Origin of the sequence: Mesorhizobium sp. WSM3862 (assembly GCF_002294985.1) — a bacterium.
Classification (GTDB): domain Bacteria; phylum Pseudomonadota; class Alphaproteobacteria; order Rhizobiales; family Rhizobiaceae; genus Mesorhizobium.
The window spans coordinates 203,507-224,931 of record NZ_NSGE01000008.1 but is presented as its reverse complement, the minus strand read 5'-3'; the positions used below and the strand labels follow the sequence as shown (position 1 = coordinate 224,931).

At 65.6% G+C, this 21,425-nt stretch carries 20 protein-coding genes; 7 read left to right on the top strand and 13 right to left on the bottom strand.

The window, feature by feature from the left end:
* Window positions 1-215: 215 nt before the first annotated feature.
* Window positions 216-851, top strand: a complete 636-nt coding sequence (locus CK224_RS23950; protein WP_095783453.1) for an ankyrin repeat domain-containing protein — start codon at window positions 216-218, stop codon at window positions 849-851.
* A 42-nt stretch (window positions 852-893) separates the two neighbouring features.
* On the opposite strand, the gene CK224_RS23945 is transcribed toward CK224_RS23950, so the two are convergent.
* Window positions 894-3,203 carry a cation:proton antiporter gene (locus CK224_RS23945; RefSeq protein WP_245426162.1) on the bottom strand — a complete coding sequence of 770 codons (2,310 nt, stop codon included), beginning with the start codon at window positions 3,201-3,203 and terminating at the stop codon, window positions 894-896.
* Between the two features lie 394 nt (window positions 3,204-3,597).
* Between CK224_RS23945 and CK224_RS23940 the strand changes: the two genes are divergently transcribed.
* Window positions 3,598-3,786, top strand: coding sequence for a hypothetical protein (locus CK224_RS23940; RefSeq protein WP_067322650.1), 189 nt, complete (start codon window positions 3,598-3,600; stop codon window positions 3,784-3,786).
* Window positions 3,787-3,819: 33 nt separating this feature from the next.
* On the opposite strand, the gene CK224_RS23935 is transcribed toward CK224_RS23940, so the two are convergent.
* Entirely contained in the window at window positions 3,820-4,713 is an 894-nt protein-coding gene (locus CK224_RS23935) for a LysR substrate-binding domain-containing protein (protein WP_176478005.1), read from the bottom strand.
* Window positions 4,714-4,822: 109 nt separating this feature from the next.
* Between CK224_RS23935 and CK224_RS23930 the strand changes: the two genes are divergently transcribed.
* The 3 genes from CK224_RS23930 (at window position 4,823) to CK224_RS23920 (ending at window position 8,772) form a co-directional block, all read left to right on the top strand.
* A complete protein-coding gene (locus CK224_RS23930) occupies window positions 4,823-6,346 on the top strand; it encodes a sulfatase-like hydrolase/transferase (protein WP_141245860.1) in 1,524 nt (507 codons plus the stop codon).
* Between the two features lie 17 nt (window positions 6,347-6,363).
* Window positions 6,364-7,929 carry an ABC transporter substrate-binding protein gene (locus CK224_RS23925; RefSeq protein WP_095783450.1) on the top strand — a complete coding sequence of 522 codons (1,566 nt, stop codon included), beginning with the start codon at window positions 6,364-6,366 and terminating at the stop codon, window positions 7,927-7,929.
* Window positions 7,930-8,040: 111 nt separating this feature from the next.
* Window positions 8,041-8,772, top strand: coding sequence for a DUF2270 domain-containing protein (locus CK224_RS23920; RefSeq protein ID WP_095783449.1), 732 nt, complete (start codon window positions 8,041-8,043; stop codon window positions 8,770-8,772).
* A 51-nt stretch (window positions 8,773-8,823) separates the two neighbouring features.
* Here the strand turns inward: CK224_RS23920 and CK224_RS23915 are convergent, their stop codons facing one another.
* From CK224_RS23915 to CK224_RS23905, 3 genes are all read right to left on the bottom strand, one after another.
* A complete protein-coding gene (locus CK224_RS23915; RefSeq protein WP_095783448.1) occupies window positions 8,824-10,203 on the bottom strand; it encodes an amidase family protein in 1,380 nt (459 codons plus the stop codon).
* Window positions 10,204-10,345: 142 nt separating this feature from the next.
* Entirely contained in the window at window positions 10,346-10,948 is a 603-nt protein-coding gene (locus tag CK224_RS23910) for a sulfotransferase family protein (RefSeq protein ID WP_095783447.1), read from the bottom strand.
* Between the two features lie 47 nt (window positions 10,949-10,995).
* The gene (locus CK224_RS23905; protein ID WP_095783446.1) at window positions 10,996-11,892 is read right to left on the bottom strand and encodes a VOC family protein; all 897 of its coding nucleotides are present in this window, start codon (window positions 11,890-11,892) and stop codon (window positions 10,996-10,998) included.
* A 130-nt stretch (window positions 11,893-12,022) separates the two neighbouring features.
* Here CK224_RS23905 and CK224_RS23900 point away from each other — a divergent pair, with 130 nt between their 5' ends.
* The gene (locus CK224_RS23900) at window positions 12,023-12,322 is read left to right on the top strand and encodes a hypothetical protein (RefSeq protein ID WP_095783445.1); all 300 of its coding nucleotides are present in this window, start codon (window positions 12,023-12,025) and stop codon (window positions 12,320-12,322) included.
* A 189-nt stretch (window positions 12,323-12,511) separates the two neighbouring features.
* Here CK224_RS23900 and CK224_RS23895 read toward each other — a convergent pair whose 3' ends face one another.
* From CK224_RS23895 to ampC, 7 genes are all read right to left on the bottom strand, one after another.
* Complete coding sequence (locus CK224_RS23895) at window positions 12,512-12,826, bottom strand: MocE family 2Fe-2S type ferredoxin (RefSeq protein ID WP_067322435.1); 315 nt, start codon at window positions 12,824-12,826, stop codon at window positions 12,512-12,514.
* A 67-nt stretch (window positions 12,827-12,893) separates the two neighbouring features.
* Entirely contained in the window at window positions 12,894-13,856 is a 963-nt protein-coding gene (locus tag CK224_RS23890; RefSeq protein ID WP_095783444.1) for a substrate-binding domain-containing protein, read from the bottom strand.
* A 114-nt stretch (window positions 13,857-13,970) separates the two neighbouring features.
* The gene (locus CK224_RS23885; protein WP_095783443.1) at window positions 13,971-14,978 is read right to left on the bottom strand and encodes a sterol desaturase family protein; all 1,008 of its coding nucleotides are present in this window, start codon (window positions 14,976-14,978) and stop codon (window positions 13,971-13,973) included.
* Between the two features lie 8 nt (window positions 14,979-14,986).
* Entirely contained in the window at window positions 14,987-15,778 is a 792-nt protein-coding gene (locus tag CK224_RS23880) for a 3-methyl-2-oxobutanoate hydroxymethyltransferase (RefSeq protein ID WP_095783442.1), read from the bottom strand.
* A 279-nt stretch (window positions 15,779-16,057) separates the two neighbouring features.
* Window positions 16,058-17,062, bottom strand: a complete 1,005-nt coding sequence (locus tag CK224_RS23875; protein ID WP_095783441.1) for a LacI family DNA-binding transcriptional regulator — start codon at window positions 17,060-17,062, stop codon at window positions 16,058-16,060.
* A 340-nt stretch (window positions 17,063-17,402) separates the two neighbouring features.
* Window positions 17,403-18,296 (bottom strand): class A beta-lactamase, encoded by an 894-nt coding sequence (gene bla, locus CK224_RS23870; RefSeq protein WP_095783440.1) that lies wholly within the window; start codon window positions 18,294-18,296, stop codon window positions 17,403-17,405.
* Window positions 18,297-18,398: 102 nt separating this feature from the next.
* Window positions 18,399-19,559 carry a class C beta-lactamase gene (ampC, locus tag CK224_RS23865; protein WP_095783439.1) on the bottom strand — a complete coding sequence of 387 codons (1,161 nt, stop codon included), beginning with the start codon at window positions 19,557-19,559 and terminating at the stop codon, window positions 18,399-18,401.
* A 115-nt stretch (window positions 19,560-19,674) separates the two neighbouring features.
* Between ampC and CK224_RS23860 the strand changes: the two genes are divergently transcribed.
* The gene (locus tag CK224_RS23860; RefSeq protein ID WP_095783438.1) at window positions 19,675-20,568 is read left to right on the top strand and encodes a LysR family transcriptional regulator; all 894 of its coding nucleotides are present in this window, start codon (window positions 19,675-19,677) and stop codon (window positions 20,566-20,568) included.
* Between the two features lie 7 nt (window positions 20,569-20,575).
* On the opposite strand, the gene CK224_RS23855 is transcribed toward CK224_RS23860, so the two are convergent.
* The gene (locus CK224_RS23855) at window positions 20,576-21,202 is read right to left on the bottom strand and encodes a TetR/AcrR family transcriptional regulator (protein ID WP_095783478.1); all 627 of its coding nucleotides are present in this window, start codon (window positions 21,200-21,202) and stop codon (window positions 20,576-20,578) included.
* Window positions 21,203-21,425: the final 223 nt, after the last annotated feature.

The following is a 21,425-nucleotide window of genomic DNA, read 5'->3' as shown; positions in this document are numbered from 1 at the left end:
TCGCGGCGCGTCAAGCGCCGACGCCCCTCTCCGTCGCATGGGGCGCCGGCGATCCACGCTCGGACCTGCCCTGCCGGCATCTCCCCTCGAGTTGCCCGCACCGCCGACGCGAAATCCATTGCCCGACGACGGCGAGTGTGAAACTCTCCGCGAGAGAAAGACGCTGCATCTGAATGCCGGCTGGGCCGGCGCCATCCGCGGTCGGGGATATTGCAGTGGACACAGGCCTGGAAGCCGCAGAAGCAAGGAATTGGTCCCGCCTGCTGGTCGCGGCCGAGAGCGGCGATGCCGAAGCCTCGCGCGCCGAGCTCGCGGCGGGCGCGGATATCAACCAGACCGATGAAGACGGCTGGTCAAGCCTGCACCTCGCCGCGCATAACGGCCGCATCGCCGTGCTCGAAACCTTGATCGGCCACCCGGCGGTCGACGTGAACTGCAGAAACAAATGGAAGAGCACGCCATTGAGCCTGGCCGCGGCCAGGGGTCACCTTGCCTGCATCAAGTCGCTGCTGAAGCATCCGCAGATCGATATCGACGCCCGCGCCGACTATTACGGCAGGACGCCGCTCATCGAAGCGGCAAGGAACGGGCATCTCGCTATCGTCAAGCTGCTGGTCGAGCATGGCGCCGACGTCAATCTCGCCGACAAGACGGGACGCAACAGCGCGCTCATCGAGGCCATCAAGGGACGCCACTTCGAAGTCGCGCAATATCTGCTGGAATCCCGCAAGGTGAACTTCCTCAACAAGGACATGCGGCTCAATGCGCTGATCTGGGCCGGCAGCACGCGCAACGCCGAGCTCATCGGCAAGCTGGACGCCGCGATCCATCGCTTTTTCGAAGGCAAGTGAAGCGCGCCCTCAGCTGTTGGAACCGTCAGGCCGAAGCTGCCCTCAGCCCGTGCCCGTTCCCGAACGCAGCGCCTCCCTGCCCTCGTCGTCGCGGCGCAGCCGCGCGTCGGAGATCAGCATCACCGGGCATGGGCAGCGTTGCAGCACGCCGCTCGTCGTCTCGCCGAAGATGAGTTCCTCGCCCGGCCGCCGCGCCACGCCCATGACGATCAGCGCCACGTTCCTGCCCGCCTGACGGGCAATGGCATCGGCGGCGGCGGCCCTCGAGCGGATGGCCGTCTCGATCTCGACGCCATAACGGTCGGCAAGCGCGACAATGTCCTTCAGCACAGCCTCCCTGCGGCGATGCGAGACGGTGTCGCGCGGTTCGTCGCGACCCGGACGCGCGACATAGAGGACCTTGACCGGCGCGCCGGTGACCGAGGCGACGGCAAACGCAAGTTCCGCGCCGCGGCGTGCATTCGCCGTGCCGTTGACCGGCACCAGGATCCTGCCGGATCCCGGCCCAAGGCGCGGCATCTGCCGGCCGGCGCCGGCCGGCTTCAGCACCAGGCAGAGCGGGCCCTCGAAAGCGCCGGCGACCTCGTTCAGCCGGCGCGAGAAGCCGCCCTTCGCGGTCACCGCTCGGCCGACGCCGATGAGCAGCATGCCGTAGCCCTTGCGCGCCTCCTTGGCGACCGCCTCGGCGGAGAGCGGAGCGTCATGCGGGCGGCGCGTGAGGGGGGCTTCATGCGCGGGCTCCTCGTCGGCTTCCTTCGCCGCCTCGCGGCCCTGCTCAGCGCCTTTCTCGATCTCGTCCAGATGCGCCGCCTCGACGGGGTCGGCTTCGCTTTCGCCGCTTGTACGGAGCACGGTCGTCGGCTTGCCGGCTCCGATGACACCGGCGAGGTAGGCGGCGAAGCGGCCGACGACGCCCTCGTCGACCACCACCAGCAGCCGCTCCAGATTGGTGATGAAGCCGCGCTGGTCGACCTCCTCGCGCTCCAGCCTTTTCTTTTCCGCCTCCCCCATCGGCAGCCGCCCCAGCGCCCAGCGCAGCGTCGGCGGCATGGCCAAGGTGGTGATGACGGCCATGGTGACGATCATGGTGAAAAGCGTGTGCGAGATCACGCCAATCGACAGACCGATCGAGGCGACGATGACCTCGGTCGAGCCTCGCGCATTCATGCCGCAGCCGACGGCAATGCCCTCGCTGCGGCTCATGCCCGCGACCTCCGCGCCGATGAAGGCGCCGCCGAACTTGCCGAGGCTGGCGATCGCCACCAGCGCCACGGTGAGCAGTGCAAGCTCGGGATCGACGAGCACTGTGAGGTCGGCCGAGAGACCGGCGACGCCGAAGAACACCGGCATGAAGAGCGCCGTGATCACGCCGCGCAATTGCCCCTCGATGTGGCGCGACAGGATCGGCGACTCGCCGACCAATATGCCGGCGACGAAGGCACCAAGCACCGTATGCACGCCGATCAGGTCGGTGACCAGCGCCATGCCGCCCATGATGGCGAGGATGACGGTGACCACCGCGTATTCCGAGCGGAAGGTGTCGTTGGTCCAGCGGATGGCGTCGAAGACGATGCGGCGGCCGAGCGTGAAGGAAAAGGCCATGAAGGCGGCGACGCCGGCGAGCGTGAAAGCGAGGCTGGCGAGCTCGATGCGGCCATGCGTGGCGATGCCGATGGTGATGGCGATGATCACCCAGCCGATCGTGTCTTCGATGATGGCCGAGGAGACGATGATCTGGCCGAGGTCGCGGCGCATGAAGTTCATCTCGCGCACCACCATGGCGACGATCTTGACCGAGGAGATCGAAAGCGCGGTGCCGAGGAACAGGCCGGAGACGATGCGCTCGCTGCCGGTGGCGAGCAGCGAGGCCGGCATGAACTGCGCCGCCACGAAGCCGAGCGCGAAGGGCACGGCGACGCCGGTGGCGGAGATGGAAAAGCACGCGCGGCCGACCCGGCGCACCAGCCTCAGGTCCGTCTCCATGCCGGTCAGCAGCAGAAGCATCAGCACGCCGAACTGGGCGATGGCGTTGATCATCGACTTCTGCGCGGCATCGCCGGCAAAGACCAGCCGCTCGGCCGCGGGCCACAGCCAGCCGAGCAGCGAGGGCCCGAGCAGGATGCCGCCGATCAGCTGTCCCATCACCGCCGGCTGGCCGAGGCGCTCCAGCAATTCGCCGATGCCTCGGCCGACGACGAGCAGCAAAATGACTTCGAGAACGAAGATGCCTTCGCTCGACATGCCGGTTTTTTCGGCGGCGAAGGCGGCGGCCGGCATCGATGCAAGCGCCGCCGCGGCAAGCGCGAGAGAAACCGGCCGGCGCCGGTTGGGCATGAAGGACAATTGCCGCACCCCTCGATTATCCTCGCCATAACGGTTTCGCACATGCATCGGTTGCACGGCGGTGGAACTGCCACTCTCTCCCGTTGTGGGGGCGGTGTCCGGCAGGACGGAGGGGGCGCCGTGGAGGACCAACGTCGATTCAACCTATCTCCAAAGCAGGCCACTTTTAACCGTGATGGGGGTGCCTGCAAGGGCTGGGATGCCGGCGGGACAGCGCCTCCTCTACCCTGCCGGACATCCTCCTCACAGGCGCGGAGGGATCGGGCAGTTCCGGCTCCGCCCGCCTCTCTCAAGCAGCTTCGACGTCGCGTACAATTCGATTCAAATGCTGCCGCCCATCTTTGCTTGTCGGTAAAGCGACTCACGCATGGTCGCGGCACGGCGGGGCAATAAGGAGAAGCTAATGAAAAGCGACTTTGCCGCCGCCCACCTGCACCTCGACAGGGCCTGCCATTATCTGCGCGGCGACGACGAGACCAGCCGCACGGCGCTTGCGGCGCTCGACCTTGTGATCGAGGCGGTCGCGACCGCCCTCTATGCCCGGCCCGAGGCCGAAGTGGTGCCGTTTCCGATATCAGCCGCTCAGCGATAGGAAGCATCCATGACCGGCGGCCGGCAATGATGATTAACGGCCGATCAGATCGGTCATCGCCTCGATGACCTTGCCGGCCGCCGCCCCCGTCGCCGACCGATCATTGACGATGATCGAGATGCGAAACGGAATGTCGAACTGGATTGGCCTGAGTGCCAGTCCGAACTCGGAATAGAAGCCCGCAGTGAACGGATCGACCACAGCCAGCGAAGGGCCCCCCCTGACCAGCGCGCAGGCCAAGAACGACTGGAAGATGTCGGCGACGGTGTTGGCCGCGGTCACTTCGAGTAGCCTCGCGCCGTCGCGGCTGCGGCGGAAATAGAGCTCGCCCAGCGACACGAAAGGACAGCGGGAAAAATCCTCCAGCCGGACGCCTTCGCTCTCGGCGAGCGGATGCTTCTGGTCCATGACACAGACGCTATTGCGTTCGAAAGTGGCGACGCATTTGGCGTCCAGGAAAGAAACGCCCGCGTCCACCAGGCCGACGTCGGTCAGACGCGAGGCGACGGAGGAGACGATCTCCGTCGAGCTGCGCACCGCGATGGTGGTCCTTGCCTCCGGAAAGCGCGTCCGAAGCTGCTGGATCGCATCCGGCACGATCTTGAAGGACATCGCCGCCAGCGTCCCGATCCGCACGACGCCGCGCTTCAGTTCCCTGATCTCCTGCGCCGCCATCATGAGGTTGCGCGCGCCATGAAACGTCTTGCCGACCTCGCCGTAGAACAGCAGGCCCTGCTCGGTCGGAACGAGCCGACCGTGCGAGCGATCGAACAGGCTGAGGCCGGTATCGATCTCCAGCTCCTGCAGCAGCCGGCTGACGCTCGGCTGCGAGACGTTGAGCGCGATCGCAGCGCCCGACACGGAGCCGGCCACCATCGTTGCCTCGAAGGCCTCCAGTTGACGAACGCTGAGCCCGGAAAAACGCATCTCGTCCTCCCGGTATAGGATTAGCACATACCGGACCAAAATCTTGATCTTTGATTTCGCTGCGTTTCGGGCCCTAGCTGCAAGCTTGGCAGAAACTGACGGAGCCGTCGTGAAGCGAGCCAATGTCATCTTCATCTGTGCCGACCAGATGCGCTACGACGCGCTCTCGGTCACCGGCAACCGCGTCGCCCATACCGCAAACATCGACCGCATCGCCGCGCGCGGCGCAACCTTCCATCGGCACTTCACGCCTAACCAGATTTGCTCGCCAAGCCGAGCGACCATGGCAACAGGGCTCTATCCACGCCATCACGGATTGTGGCGCAATGGCGTGGCGCTCGACGATCGGCTCCCTAATCTGTGGCAGGCGCTGTCGCTTGCCGGATACGCCACAAAAGGCGTCGGAAAGCTGCACTTTCAGCCACTGCTCGCGCCCGTCGAACGCGACATGCCGGAATCGCTTGCCTATTGGGAAAGGCCGGGCTGCGAGGACTGGCACGGTCCCTATTTCGGCTTCGATGCCGTCGACCTCGTCATGGGCGAAGCCAACGAAGCCACTCGCGCCGGCCACTACGCCGCCTGGCTCAAGCGCAACCACCCCGAAGTGGTGGACCTCTACGAGCCCGACGCCAGTCCCGACAGCCGGGCGCAGGATCTGAACGAAGTCTGGAAAAGCGCGGTGCCGCCCGAGTTGCACTACACCAGTTGGATCGCGGATCGGGCGATCGACTTCATCGAGCGCCAGGGCAAGCAGGCAGAGCCGTTCGGCCTGTTCGTCTCGTTTCCGGACCCGCACCACCCCTTCGCCCCGCCCCGGCCCTATTGCGACCTGTTCCGATCGGAGCAAATGCCCACGCCGACCATCCGGGCGGGCGAGTTGGAGCGGATGCCGGCCTATCTCGGCGAAGGCGACGATCCGACGAAAGTGCCCTACATCGCCTCGGGCGAGCAGCCGCGCGAGCAGGGCTTCCTCCTGCGCACCGACGATATCTCCGACGAAACGCTGGCCATCGCAATCGCCCACACGCATGGCATGATCCAGATGATCGACGATGCCGTCGGGCGGCTGCTCGCGGCCCTGGACGACGTTGGCGTGCTCGATGACAGCTTCCTGCTGTTTACCGCCGATCATGGCGAGTTGCTCGGCGACCACGGGCTGCTGCGCAAGGGGCCGCCGCCCTACCGACAACTGCTGCAGGTCCCGCTGGTTCTTAGCGGTCCAGGCATCCGCGCCGGAACAAACCTCGATGCGCTGACCAGCCACCTCGACCTGTTCGCGACCATCGCATCGCTGCTCGGCCTGCCGGCGCCCGCGACCGACGGCACCGATCTCAAGCCGCTGATCGACGGCCGGGTCGCCGACGTCCGCGACTTCCTGTTCGGTGAATATCATCCGCGACGTGACGCCTGCCTCTACAACCAGTCGATCATCTCCAAGGAGTGGCGGTTCACCCGCTATCCCAACCAGCCGGCCTGGGGGGAGCTGTTCGATCTTCGCGAAGACCCCTGGGAGCACTGGAACCTATTTCCCGAGCGAGCACTCGGCGCGCAGGCGCGCGCGCTGAGCGCGGTTCTCGACCGGCGGCTGCCGCCACAGCCGCTGATGGTCAACGAAGTCCTTGGCGCCTATTGAACCAATGGGAGAATGACATGAACGACAGAAGCGTCTTCTCGAGCCTGGACAGCATGAACCGCCGCAGCTTCATCAAGACGGCCGCTGCGGCTGCCTTCGCCACGGCGGCGTTTCCACATACCGGCCTTGCCGCGGCGCCGCGCAAGGGCGGCGCGCTGCGCCTTGGCCTCAACGGCGGCAGCTCCGCCGACACGCTGGACCCCACGCAACTGATCGGCACTTTTTCCATCAACGTGTCGCGGCAGGTCTACAACACGCTGGTGGAGATTGGCGATGACGGCAAGGCGGCGCCGGAGCTCGCGGCAAGCTGGGAAGCCAGCGACGGCAACAAGCGCTGGATCCTCAATCTCAGGCCGGGCGTGCAGTTTCACAACGGCAAGACGTTCGACGCCGACGACGTCAAATACTCGCTTGGCCTGCATATCGGCGACAAGACCAAGTCGAAGGCCAAAGGGCTGGTCGCCGACGTCGCGGAAGTGCGGGCCATCTCGCCGACGCAAGTCGAGATCCTGCTCAAATCGGCAAATCCCGACATGGATTATGTGCTGTCGGATCTGCATTTCGCCATGGTGCCGGCAGGCTTCGCCGACTGGTCGAAAGCGATCGGCACCGGTCCGTTCAAGCTCACTGCCTTCCAGCCCGGCGTGCACGCCACCGCCGCACGCAACGAGACCTACTGGCGCGGCGATCGCGGCCATGTCGATACGGTCGAGACGGTCGTGATCAACGACGCCGCGGCACGCGTCTCGGCTCTTCAAGGCGGCTCGGTGCACATCGTCAACGGCATCGACTACAAGATCGCTCCACTGCTCAAGAAGGACCCGCGCGCCTATCTGCTGGTCACCGAAGGCAAGCAGCATTTCTCGCTGCCGATGGACGCCACGAAGGAGCCGTTCAACAACCCCGATGTCGTGCTGGCGCTCAAGCACGCGCTCGACCGCGAGCAGATGGTGAAGCTGCTGATGGCCGGCTTCGGACGGGTCGGCAACGACCATCCGATCGCTGCCGGCGATCCGAGCTTCAATCCGAACATCGCGCAGCGCGGCTACGATCCGGACAGGGCCCGTTTTCACCTCAAGAAGGCCGGCAAGAGCGATCTTACCCTCGAGCTGCACGCCGCCCCCGTGGCGTTCGAGCAGGCGGTCAACACGGCCGAGCTTTTCGCGCAATCCGCCAAGCCCGCCGGCATCACCATCAGCGTCAAGCGCGAGCCCGATGACGGCTACTGGAGCGACGTGTGGCTGAAGAAGCCATGGGTGGCTTCCTTCTGGGCCGGGCGGCCGTCGGCGAGCATGATGTTCTCCTCAGTCTACGCCTCGGGCGCGCCGTGGAACGAGACGCATTGGAAGAACGACAGCTTCGACAGAAGGCTGACGGAGTCGCGCTCACTGGCCGATCCGGCAAAACGCCGCGAGGTCTATTTCGAGCTGCAGCAGATGATCCATGACGAGTGCCCGACCATCATCCCGGCCTTCGCCAGCTGGATCGACGCGGCGCGCCAGGAGGTAAGGGGTTTCGTTCCCAATCCCAACTTCCTGCTCAGCGATCATCGCGTGGCCGAACGGGTCTGGCTGAGCGCATAAGAGCTTCCGTCGGAGAGCGTCGGCAGGAACATTTCTGCCGGCCCCACATTGTGCTATAGGGGGTGTGGCCGGCTCAACGGCCGGCCACGGCGGGAGGCACGTGGCAAGGGGATGTCGCAGGTCCAGACCGTAAAGCCAGCCGAAGCAGCGGCGCCGCCAAGGGGCTCCGATGCATTCGCGCTGAAGCTCACTTCCTCCGAATTCGCAACCACCATGTCGCATTTCCACCGCGCGGAGATCGGGCGCATGGCGGGCTGGCGCGACCGGCTCGATCGCACCAGCAATTGGGCGATCACCGTGGTGGCGGCGATGCTGTCCGTATCGCTGTCGACGCCTTCGGCGCATCACGGCGTGCTGCTCTTCGCCATGCTGCTCATCACGCTGCTTCTATGGATCGAAGCGCGCCGCTACCGGTTCTTCGACGTCTATCGGGCGCGGGTGCGTCAGTTCGAGCGCTATTATTTCGCGCAGATCTTTTCGCCGCAGCCGGATTTCGCCTCCAACTGGCTCGCCATCCTCGGCGAAGGCCTGCGCTCGCCGCGCTTCCTCATCTCGCAGCGCGCGGCGCTGGTCCGGAGGCTGCGCCGCAACTACGTCTTCATGTACACGATCCTGATGCTTGCCTGGGTGTTGAAGATCACCACGCCCAGCCTGCAGCGTGAAGGCTCGCCGATAGGCTTCGGCGCCTCGCTGCTCGACACCTTTCGCGTGGCGACGCTCGGTCCCATCCCCGGCGTCGTGGTGGTCTGCGGCGTCGTCGTATTCTATCTCGCGATGCTTGCCGCCGCCTTCCTGATGCGCGCCGACGACGGCGAACTGTCGTTCGGCGACGTGCATGTTTGAGCCTGGGGCGGCGGCCCTTGGTCTTTCAGGCAGCCCGCCGTTTCCACGCGCTCACAATCCCGGTGGCCTGACGAAACCGTCGGTGAGACGCGCCAGCGCTTTCGCCACGGCCAGCAGCTTCATGTCCGAATGGCGGCGGCCGACCAGCTGGGCGCCGATCGGCAGGCCCTCCCGGTCGACACCGATTGGAATGACGGCGGCCGGATGCCCGGTCAGGTTGAAGCGGCAGGCGTGGCTGAGCGCGCTCCAGTAGGGCGTCTCGATGCCGTCGACGGGGATCGGCGCACCCATTTCGCGGTGGCGGAAGGCCGTGCACATCATCGCCGGACAGACCAGCACGTCCCACCCGTCGAAGAAGCGCTCCCAGGCAGCGATGAATTCGTCGCGCCGGTTGAGCGCCTCGAGATAGGCGGCCAGCGAGGGCGAGGTTTCGCGCGGCTGCCGGAAGACCTGCGAATACCAGGTGATGAGATCGGAAAACAGCGCCCGCTCGGCCGCGAAATCGTGCTGCGGCAATGCCTGCCCTACCCGCGCGCCGCCGACCTCGATGGCGCCCGCGAAGCCGGCGATCGCGTCGGCGATGTCGAGCGCGGTCGGCACTCCGGGAAATTCGGGCGCGAAGGCAACCCTGAGCTTGCCCAGCGACGGCTCCAGCGCCTCGTCCGTCGCTACCGGCGGCACTTCGGTATCGAGACCGTCGGCGCCGGCGATGATGCGGTGGGCCAGGATGAGATCGTCGACGTCGCGGGCCAAAGGCCCGATGTCGAACAGCAGGCGGAAGCTGCGCGGCATGTCGGGCGGATCGGCGTAGCTGCCGGTGATCGGCACCGTCGCCTGCGTCGGCTTGAAGCCATAGACGCCGCACAGATGCGCCGGCATCCGGATCGAGCCGCCGGCATCGCTGCCGATCTCGAGCGGCACCAGCCCGGCGGCGACCGCGGCCGCCGCGCCGCCGCTGGAGCCGCCGGGTGTCCGGGTAACGTCCCACGGATTGACGGTGCGGCCGAAGATCGGGTTGTCGGTCTGCAGGTCGCGCAGCCTGGGCGGCACGTTGGTCTTGCCGATGATGACGGCGCCGGCCTTGCGCAGCCGCGCGGCAATCGTGCCGTCCGTCGCCGGCACATGATCGGCAAAGGCTTCCAAACCGACGGTGGTGCGCATGCCGGCTGTGGCATGGCCGTCCTTCAGCGTGACAGGCACACCGTTGAGCGGACCGACGGCCTCGCCGCGCGCGACCGCCATATCCGCGGCCTTCGCTCCGGCGCGGGCCGCCTCCTCGTCGAGGGTGACGATGGCGTTGAGCAGCGGGTTGACGACAGCGATGCGGGCAAGCTGCGCCTCCATCGCCTCGACAGCGCCGACGTTCTCCTCGCGGATCGCCGCCGCCAGTTGCGAGGCGGTCAGGAAGGTGGTGTCCAAATGGCTCGTCATGGTGGTGTTCCTTCCTGCGGAACGGAAATAGGGGAGTAGGGGAGTAGGGGAGTAGGGAAGATCAGACTTCGTGAACTCCGCACATCGGATGCCAATACCTTTTTCCCCTATTCCCCTATTCCCCTATTCCCCTCCCTTCCCTTCAATTCAACGAAAGCGCCGTCCGGAACTCCTTCGTGGTGTTGCGGTTGGGATAGGGCTTGTCCGGCACCGGAACGCCGAGATGGGCGCAGAGCGGCGCCCAGCCGTCGCCCAGCTTGTGAACCAGCAGGCGCTCGGCCGGCACCGTCTTCAGCACCGCTTCGATATTGGCCTCATAGACGGCAATCGCGTGCGCGCGGTCCTGCGGACGGCCGCCGAAAACCTGCTTCGTGACAAGGGCGACGCCCAACGACTCCTGATCCTGGCTGTCAATGACGGCCGGCAGGATGGTTTTTGCGAAACTCTCCCACCAGCTTTCCGGCGAGCGCCAGGTGAGGATGACGCGCGCCTCGGGGTAGGCCTCGATCAGCTCGCGCCAGTAATGCACCGAGGGCCAGTCGACGCAGGATTTATAACCGGCAAACAGCCGATCCCAATCCGGCGCGGCGCCTTGGGCGAGCGCTCGCCAGAGCCGCTTCTGTTCCGCATGCGCCATGACCTCCGACATGTGATGGCACGGGCCGAAGCCGAGCATGGTCAGCGCCTCGCGCATCGAATCCGTGCCGGTGCGGCCGAAGCCGGTTCCTATCACCCTGATGGTCATTCTCCCCTCCTCCCACTTGTCTTCCCCAATGGTCCGATGCGGCGCGATCAACCTTCCCGAAGCACGAACCGCAAGCGATTGCCTTCCGGGTCCGCGGTCTCCACGGCACCGCCGATCTTTTTCGGCGGCAGGTTGGCGGCATCGAGCCTGCGTTCCAGCGCAGCCAGCTCCTCGACCGATGCAAGCTCAACAGTGAAATGGTCGAGGCCGGCGGCACCCGGCGGCGGCTCGCGCAGCTCGTCACGCGCCCAGATGTTGAAGGCGACCATATGCGGCCGGCTCCCGGTGCCGCAGTCGAACATGCCGAAGCTTCTCGACTGGATGTGCGGGCGGAAGCCGAGCACGCCGACATAGAATTCCATCAGTTTTTCCGGCGCGCGGGCACGCATATGGATGTGGCCGATGAAGGCGTCGTGGGCCATTGCGGGTTCAACGTGGCCCGAATTGCCGAGGTCGCGCAGCAGGCCCGGGAGATCGAGCGGCTCGAGCCCGGAATGCGCGCTGCCGTCGGTGCCGATCAGCGCCACGCGGCCATCGGCCGACACCTCGCGGCCCAGACAGCGTTCCGGCGTGTCGAAGCAGATCTCGATGCCGTTGCCGGACGGGTCGGAAACGTAGAGCGATTCCGAAACCAGGTGGTCCTGGGCGCTGTAGCGCAAGCCGGACGCCTTAAGCCGAGCGGCGGTGTGGGCGAGGTCGCGGCGGCTCGTCACATGGATGGCGACATGGAAGAGATCGCGCGATTTCTGCGGCAGGGCGATCCGCGCTCCGGCGTGAAGCACGATAAGCTTCCGCCCGCCGGCGCCGAGCTCCACCGTGACGGCATCCTCGCCGAGGACCGCCAATCCGAGCGTATCGCGCCAGACGATCAAGGCAGCCGGGATGTCGGTCACCCTGAGATGGACCGGCCCGAGACGGGTGGCTTGAGGCAACCCTTCGTCCATCGTCGTCCGTCCGATTGCGGTCGGCGAACATATTAGCTGTGAACGATATTTCTGTCTCGCGCCAAGTTCGGGTTGACCCCTCCCCGGCGGGCGGCGACTATTGCCACCAAGCTTCTTGGGAGGAGATCACATGGACGAGACCGACCACTGGCGCAACATGGCGAGCGCGCCGCGGGACGGCAGTCGCATCCTGGTGACGGTGCGCTCGTCCGAACAGGGACCGGCCGAGGTCGACATGGCCTACTGGTCGCGCGCCGACCAGTTCGGCGAGGAAGGCTGGCGGGCATCGGATTCATCGCCCGGACGCATCGTCGAATATGCCGAGCCGGAGTTGAGATGCTGGATGCCGCTGCCCACGGCGGGGCGAGGTTCGTTGCCGAGCCCCTGGGAAGGCGACGACGTGCCGCTGGTGGATGGCGAGGGGATTTAGCGCCTCTTTCCTTCTCCCCTTGTGGGAGAAGGTGTCGCCGAAGGCGGCGGATGAGGGGTGCTGGACGGAGTGAGGCGCTGGGGAATGTCGCTGCGCTGTCGTCGTGGCCGCCAAGCTGGAACACCCCTCATCCGTCTCGGCGCTGCGCGCCGATCCACCTTCTCCCACAAGGGGAGAAGGAGGAGCTTTTCACCCCACCGCCACCATCACCGCTCCCGCCTCGACCTTCGCCGGATAGGTCCTGAGGTTGATGCATGGCGGCAGGCGCTTGGCGGCTCCGGTGCGGTAGTCGAAGGCGCCGGCGTGCTTTGGGCATTCGACCTCGTAGTCCATGACCAGGCCGTCGGCGATGTGCACCGCCTCATGCGTGCAGAGCCCGTCGGTGCAGAAGACCTCGTCGTCGGGCGAGCGAAAGACGGCATAGGTCTTGCCGCCATGGTCGAAGCGGCGGGCGCCTTCCTGTTCGATGTCGTCGAGCCCGCAGGCCCTGATCCAGCCGGTCATTTTTCTTCCCTTCACATCGAGGTGAACCCATCGGGGCGGCGAAGCCGGCCACCCCGATGATCCGGGTCTAGTTCTTGTTCAGGTATTCCGCCGCGTTGGCGGGCGTCACCAGCTCGAAAGGCACATAGACGACGCGGTCGACCTTCTCGCCCTTGGCGAGCGCGAGCGCCGCATCGACACCGCCTCCGCCCTGGCCCTTGGCGTTCTGGAACACCGTGACCGAGAGCTCGCCGGCCTTCATCGCCTGCAGGCCGTCCTGCGTGGCATCGATGCCGCCGACCACGACATTCTTCAGGTCGACGCCGTTGGCCTTGAGCGCCAGGATGGCGCCGATGGCGGATTCGTCGTTGTTGGCGATGACGGCGTCGGGCGCCGGGCCGGCAGTCAGCCAGTTGGTCATCAGGTTCTGCGCATTGTCGCGCGACCATTCGGACGACTGCTTGTCGGTGACCTTGATGAAATTGCACATGTCGGTCGAAAAGATCTGCTCGACATCCTTGGTGCGCTGGAGCGCCGCCTGATGCACCAAGCTTCCCATGATGATATAGGCCGTAGCGCCGGCCGACTTGCCCTTGGCGCGCAGCATCTTGCAGACCTCGAAGGCCTCCAGCGTGCCGGACTCGACCTCGTTCGAGCCGACATAGACCTGTTTCTCCGGCAGGTTCTTCATGTCCGACGGCTCGAGGTTGACGAAGACCAGCGGAATGCCGGCCTTGGCGGCTTCCTCGCTGATGGTCTTCGAGGCATTGGTGTCGACCAGCGTGACGATGATGGCGTCGACACCGCTGGCGATGAAATTCTTGACCTGGTCGAGCTGTTTGGCAACGTCGTTCTGGGCGTCCTCGACCTGGATGTCGGCGCCCTTCTCCTTGGCGCGGGCCTGCATGCCATGCATCAGCAGCGTCTGGAAATTGTTGTCGAAGTTGACGATCGAGACGCCGAGCTTGGCGGCGAAGGCGCCGGTCGAGACAGTCGCGAACGCGGTCGCCATCAAAGCGGCGAGCGCCGTCGAGATGAGAAGCTTCTTCACGGGTTTCCTCCCTCTGGATTTGGAGTGCCGGCTCACTCCTGTCTTGTTCGCCGGCCCTTTCGGGATCGTTGAAGTAGGCGGCTCAGGCCGGCCACGTGGCTTTCTCTGCGGCTGTCATTTCGCGGCGGCGTTGGCGCGCGCCTTCTTCTTCTCGTAGCGGGCCTGCATGCGCGCCTCGCCGTCCTTGCTGCCGTCATGGAAAGTGCCGAACCAGCGGTCGAACGGGATCAGGCCGTCGCCGTAGTTCACCTCGAAATATTTGTGGTGCAGGTAATGGATATAGGCGTGGCTATCGACGGATCTGTCCTCGGTCAGTTCCACCTTGTCGAAGCCGACATGGCCCGGGATCGCGCCGAAGCCGGCATAGTGGAGCTGGTAGAGCGCCAGCAGCGGGTTGGACGGAATGATCAGGTGCCAGAAGGCGACGCCGAGATAGCCGAGCTGCTCCACCGGATGCATCGACAGCGACGACCAGGGCGACGGGTTGACCGAATTGTGGTGCACCGAATGCACCCATTTGTAGAGCGGCCCCCAATGGATCGTCCGGTGCAGCAGGAAGAAATGCGTCTCGTGGATGATCGGCACCACCAGCGCCAGGCAGAACAGGTAGACGGGGTTCTCCGCGAAGGTCAGCCACGGCACGTAGCCGTTGGCGTAGGCGTAGAGGATCGCCACCTCGATCGCCGTCCAGATCGGCATCCCGGTGCCGAAGGTGCGCAGCATGTTGTCGATGTTCTGGTTCTCGAAGAAGAAGGCTTTGCTCTTCTGCTCCGAGGGCCATTTGCCGTTGTATTTGAAGCGGTTGCCCTGGGCTCTCAAAATGTAGAGTCGAAGCTCGAAAGCGCCGAAGAAGACAAGCAGCGCCGCGCAGTTGACGATGAACAGGCGCAGGATCCAGCCGATGGCGAGCGTCTTCATCGTCTCGACGTCGGGCAGCACGTAGCGCCACCACACCACTGCCGAGAGGGCGAAGAGCAGGTTGTAGGGCAGGAAATAATGCGGCAGCCACTTCAGCAGCGCCAGCGGTCGCGGCGGAAACGCAAAGAGCGGCGCGGTGCCGGCCGGTTCGTTCGGGGCCCAATCGCCTCTCTTGTTGCGCGTGCCGTATTGCAGGTCGTCCATGGCTGGTCTCACAGCGATTGAGAAAGCGTGAGGAAGCGGTCATAGGCGGCATCGTCCATGTCCACCTGGTGCTTCGCTTCCGGGTAGCTGCCTTCGGCCACGTCGCGGCCGAAGGCGCGGAACGCACTGATGCGCTTTTCCTGCAGCTCGGCCTCCAGCGTGACGAAGTCGGCATAGCGCTTGGCATGGCGCGGATAGTGGCCGGTGTGGGTGCCCAGCACGTCGCAGGAGAAGAGATACTGCGTGTCGCAAGCAGTGCCGCAGCCCATGCCCATGGTGATCAGCGGCGTCGAGCGGGTGATGTGGTCGGCGAGCCTGACAGGCACCACCTCGACCTCGATGCAGGCCGCACCCGCATTCTCCAGGTCCTTGGCCGCGCGCAGCACCTTGAAGGCCTCTTCCGCCGTGCGGCCGACGGCTCGGAAATTCGTCCAGGTGACGCGGTTCGGCACCAGGCCGACATGGCCGGTGACGGGAATGCCTTCCGCCGCCATCGCCTCGATGAAGCGCGGCGAGTGCGATGAATAGATGGCGTCGGCGCCGCGCTTCATCATGGCGAAGCCCAGCCGCACCGCCTCGTCCGGCGACGCGACCGCGCCATGCGGCATGCCGACGGAGAGGAACGCGTGAGGCGCCGCTTGGCGGATCGATCCCAGATTGTGGTCGGGCTCGCAGGAGAGGATGACGATGTCGCAGGCGACCGCGGCCGCCGCCTCGGCCGGCGTGTCGACATGCAGCTGCAGCCATTTCCTGCTGCCCTTGGCGCTTTGCAGGTCGTAGGCCGTCAAGCGACTTGCCACCGATGATCCTCCCGTTCGCGGGCAGACGATCAGGCGTGTGAAAGGTCCCCCTCACCCGGATTGGCAGCCGATTTGCGAAGCGCAATTCGGGGCCATCCGACCTCTCCCCAGGGAGAGAGGAGCCAGGCTGCGTCGGTGCCGGCCCTCTTCTCCGCTCGGGAGAAGGTGGCCGCGCAGCGGCCGGATGAGGGGGAGAATTCGCACATGCTCGTCTCCCGTTCGCGGTCGAGTTAGCACCGCGATGCCGGCCAAGGCTCGCGCAACCTTGATCAAATCAGATCAAAGGTTCTCGGCAGTGAAGGTGATGAAGCGGATCGGCGGGTTGTCGACCGGCAGGTCGTGCAGGTTGAGCGCCGCCAACACCAGGTCGATGGCGCGGCGCGCCTGCGCCTCCGGCGCCTGGTCGAGCACGACGTCCATCGTGCCGTCACGCAGGCCGCGCGTGCTGCGCTCGGTCAGTTCATGGCCGACGAAGAAGACGTCGCGACCGCGTGGGTGCCGGCGCAGCACTTCGTTCAGCGCCGTGTTGGCGCCACCGGCATTGTACAGGCCGGCAAGGTCGGACCAGCGCACAAACGCCTCATGCAGCTGCTCGGCATTGCGGTCGCCGTTGTCGAAACCGAACAGGGTGGCGATGGGTTCGAAATCCCGCCCCTCGTCGTTCAGATAGTCGAAGAAGCCCCGCACGCGGTCGCGGTGGACGCGATAGATCTGGCTGTGACAGATCGCGACCACCTTGCCCGGCCGCCGCTGCATCTTCGCCATCAGCAGCCCCGCCATGCGGCCGGCGGCGTAATTGTCGATGCCGACATAGGTGCTCTTGGTGCCGGAGATCTGGGTGACGATCTGCACCGTCGGGATGTTTTCCGCCTCCAGCTTCGCCACGGCCGCGCTCACCAGCGGATGGTCGGGCACGGCGAGGATCAGCGCGGCGCGCCGCATCTCCGGTTCGAGGATGCGCTTGGCGATCGCCGCCGGATTGGCCTCGTCGAGAAAGGTGCGGTGGACGGCGATCGAGCGGTCGAGCGTCGCGGCGATGCGTTCGAAGGCACGGGAGAGGCGCGCGAAGAAGGTGGCGTCGGGCCTGACCAGGATCACCTCGATGCGGATGACGCCCCGATGCGCTTCGGGGAGCCGGCGCGGATAATCGAGCGAGCGCGCCGCCGCCACCACTTTCTCGACGGTCTCGGGGCGCACCCCGCCCCTGCCGTTCAAAACGCGCTCCACCGTCGCCGTGCCGACCCCGGCGCGGCGGGCGATCTCGAGGAAGGTGGGCTTTGGAATGGGCGCGCTCCTGGGGGTGCTTTGGCACGAAGCCTAGCCGTTCTCCGGCAACAGGAGAAGGCGAGACGCCGAAGCCGCTAATCTCCCCCCTTGCGGGGGAGATGGCCGGCAGGCCAGAGGGGGGTGCGAAGGAACGCTACCGTTGGCCGGATCGGTTCACCGACAGGATGAATGTGGGACTGCCAAGAATTGACAGGCTGGCGGGACAGCACCCCCCTCTGCCCTGCCAGGCATCTCCCCCGCAAGGGGGGAGATTGGCAGTTTCAACGCCTCAAAACATAAACGCTGCCGTCGCCGGGTTTGGTCCCGTACGGCCGTCGGCGACGCCGCCCAGGCCGCACTATCCCGCGAACGTCTCGACGATGATGCGGGCCATATCGCGGTGGACTGCCTCGCGCGACGCCCGCGGCGCGGTGGATCCGGTGTAATAGACGGCCACGAGAATGGGCGCGCCCTCGGGCGGCCAAAGGATTGCGACGATGTTGGTCGTCCCGTTGTCGCCGCTGCCGGTCTTGTCGCCGATGCCCCACGTTGCGGGCAGCCCGGCACGAATTCGCGCCGCGCCAACCTTGTCTTCGATCAGCCAGGCCTCGAGCCGTTTGCGAGATGCCGGCGACAGCGCGTCCCCCAGCAGGATGCGCCTGGCGTCGCCAAGCGCCGCTCTCGGGCTGGTCGTATCGCGCTTGTCGCCGGGGATGGCCGTGTTCAGCGTCGGCTCGGTGCGATCGAGCCGGGTGACATCGTCGCCGAGCGTGCGCGCGAAGCGCGTAAGGCCCTGCGGCCCGCCGAGCATCCTGAGCAGCAGGTTGCCGGCGGTGTTGTCGCTCCAGACGACCGCCGCGGCGCAGACATCCTCGAGCTTCATGCCCTCGCCGGCGTGGTCCTTTGTGATCGGCGAATAGCCCTGCTCGACATCGGATGCGGCATAGACGATGCGGTCGTCGAGCTTGGCCTTGCCGTCATCGACGGCCTTGAGCACGCCCGCGGCGGCGAGGAACTTGAAGGTGCTGGTGATCGGAAACAGCTCGTCCGCCCGGTACTCGATCGCGGCGTTGGTCCCGATATCGAGAACCATGACGCCCAGGCGCCCGCCATTCCTGGCTTCGAGCGCTTCGACCGCCTTGGTCGCGGCCACCACATCGGCCTTGCCCGGCCGCGTCGCCGCCTGGATACGGACGATCGGCAAGGATGCGAATGCGCCGGCAAGCGCTGAACGCCGGGTGATCGAGGTCATCTGTTTCTCCATTTTGGGCAGGTTTTTTGGGGCGCAGGCGGTGCCCCGGTAAAAAAGTGCATGGCGAAGGGGATTTGAGCGCCGAAGCGACCGAACGAGCGGCTAGTCGGTGAGCCGCGACAGCACCTGGTAGGCCGCCCTGACTCGCGCCTCATTCGGGTAAGCCTTGTTCGCCAGCATGACGATGCCGATCTTCCTCGACGGGACATAGGCGACATAGGCGCCGAAGCCGTTTGTCGAGCCGGTCTTGTTGAGCACCACGTCGGCGCGTGGCGCCATCGGCGGCTCGATCGCAGTTGCAGGGATCGGCTGCAGCATACTGGGCGCATTCCCGGCGACGATCTTCGCCAGGTCGACCGGATAGGGATACTGCTCCCAGATCAGATCCTGGATGAGTTCGCCCGCGCGGAAATAGCCGGTGTGGGTGGCTTCGAGCGCGCGTGCGACATCGTCCGGCACCTTGCCGACGCCCATGTTGGCCTCAATGAAGCGGATCATGTCGACTGCGTTCGACTTGATCCCGTAGGCCTCTTCGGCGAGCAATGCCGGGGTGACGCGGACAGGCTTGTCGTTGCGGTTGTGGCCCCAGGCGTAGGATTTCGTCTGTGCGGCCGGGACGTTGACGTAAGTTCGCCGCAAGCCGAGTTCCGGCAACAGCCGTTTTTCCATCAGCGCCGGGAAGCTCGCGCCCATCGCCTTGGCGGTGGCCATCCCGAGCAGGCCGATGCTCGGGTTGGCGTAGGTGCGGGTGGTGGCGGCCGCGAATTGCGGCTTCCATTGGCGATAATAGGCGATGAGCTGTTTTTGCGTCTTCACCGTATCGGGCAGCTGCAGCGGGAAACCGCCGGCCGTGTGCGTGGCGAGGTCGAGCAGCCTGACATCGCCCAGCGCGCTGCCTTGAAGCTCGGGCATGTGCTTGCCGACCTTGTCGCCAAGCGCGAGCTTGCCCTCGACCTCGGCATAGGCCGCGAGCGTCGCGGTGAAGGTTTTGCTGATCGAGCCGAGCTCGAACAGCGTGTCGCGCGTCACGGCGGCCCGCGGCTGCTTGGCGGCCACGCCATAATCGACAAAGAAGCGCTCGCCGTTGACGGTCACGGCGACGGCCATTCCCGGAATGCCGTACTGCGCGATCACCGGCTTCACGGCCTCGTCGACGAGTTGCCGTATCCTGTCGGCCTGGTCGGCAGCGCAGGCGCTGGACAGGCTGCCCGGCGCGCAGGCGAAGACGCCGGCGGCGATGGTGAAGCGAAGCCGGTTGGACATGATCTGCTCCTTTGCGTTGGGCTGGATACGGGGACCGGATGCGGGTTTATGACCCCTTCGAACCGGCTACAAACGATGATAAGTCGGATAAGCTATAAGATAATCTTGGGCATCGATGGTTCGACCTTACCTGCCGCTCAATGCATTGCGGGCCTTCGAGGCGTCGGCCAGGCATCTCAGCTTCACACGTGCCGGCATCGAACTCGCGGTGACGCAGGCCGCCGTTAGCCAGCAGGTTCGATCGCTCGAACAGCGGCTCGGCGTGCAGCTGTTTCGCAGGTTGCCTCGCGGCCTCAAGATCACGGCGGAAGGCGAGGCTCTGCTGCCGATCGTCGGCGACGCCTTCGACCGCCTGGGGCGATCGCTGGAGCGGGTCGGATCTGGAAAACTGCGCGAACCGCTCGTCGTCGGCGCCGTCGGAACCTTCGCCGTCGGCTGGCTGCTTCCGAGACTGGAAGACTTCCGGCGCACCCATCCGTTCGTCGAGCTGCGGCTGTCCACCAACAACAACCGCGTCGACCTGGCGGCCGAGGGATTGGATTTTTCGATCCGCTTCGGCAACGGCGCCTGGCATGGACTTGATGCGACGGAACTTTTCGAAGCACCTCTGACGCCGCTTTGCACGCCGGAACTGGCGGCGACGCTTCACGCGCCGCAGGACCTCGGCGCGCTTACCTTGCTGCGCAGCTACCGTCAGGACGAATGGAGCCGCTGGTTCGAGGCCGCCGGCATGGAAGCGCCGGCGAACTTCGCGAGCGCGATCGTCTTCGATTCTTCACTGGCGATGATGGAAGCCGCCGAACAAGGGGCAGGCGTTGCGCTGGCTCCGGCGCTGATGTTTTCGCGACAACTGAGCAAGGGGTCGATAAGGCGCCCTTTCCAGGCCTCAATATCGCTCGGCAGCTATTGGCTGACCAAGTTGAAGTCCAGGGAACCGACCGCCGCGATGTCGGCCTTTGCGGACTGGATCACCAGCTTGGAACCGGACAGACGAAGCGCGCTCAGCTAGCGGTGCTTCAGCCGGCTTTCGCCGCCTCCGATGCCCCGAACCTCAGCCCATCCATCAAGAGCTTCACCAGCCGCCCCGAGCGGTCCCGCCAGTCGGGCGTGTTGGGGGCGGAGTAGATGCCGCCCAGCGCATGCAGCACGTCCGACGCATCGACGTCGGCGCGGATCTTCCCCGCAGCTGCGGCCTGTTCGACCAGCCCCTTCAGCGCGCCGGATACGCGGCCCGAGGTATCGGAGAACAGCGTCGAGTTGGTGGTGAGCAACAGCCGCAGGCTTGTCGCCAGACCGCGCTTGGTGGCGATATAGTCGACGAAGCGCTGCATCCAGAGTTCCAGCGCCACATCGGCCGGATGAGCGCCGGCAAGTTCCTCGGCCGCATGGCAGAGCGCTTCCACCTCGCGGCGGTAGACCACCTCGACCAGATGCTCGCGCGTCGGGAAATGCCGGTAGAGCGTGCCGATGCCGACTCCTGCCCGCTTGGCGATCTCCTCCAGCGAGGCATCGACACCCTCGGCGGCAAACGCCTGCGCCGCCGCCTCGACAAGCTGGTCGCGGTTTCGCCGCGCGTCGGCGCGCAGCGGCTTTGGCGCCGGCGTTTCAGGCTTTTCGGCAGGCTCCGAGGGCTGTTCAGTCAGCTTTTTCTCCACTGTCGCAATATGGGGCTTGAACCCATGCGGGTCAGCCCCCACGTAAATAAACGGAGGCGCCTCCGTTTTAGTGGAGTTGTCTTATCATATAATCAGGGGAAGCGATATGTCACGGGGTAAGCGCCTAATCTCCCCCCTCGAGGGGAGATGTCGCCGAAGGCGACAGAGGGGGTCGCCGCGCGTGAAACGCCTTGCTGGCGCGTGAAGCGCC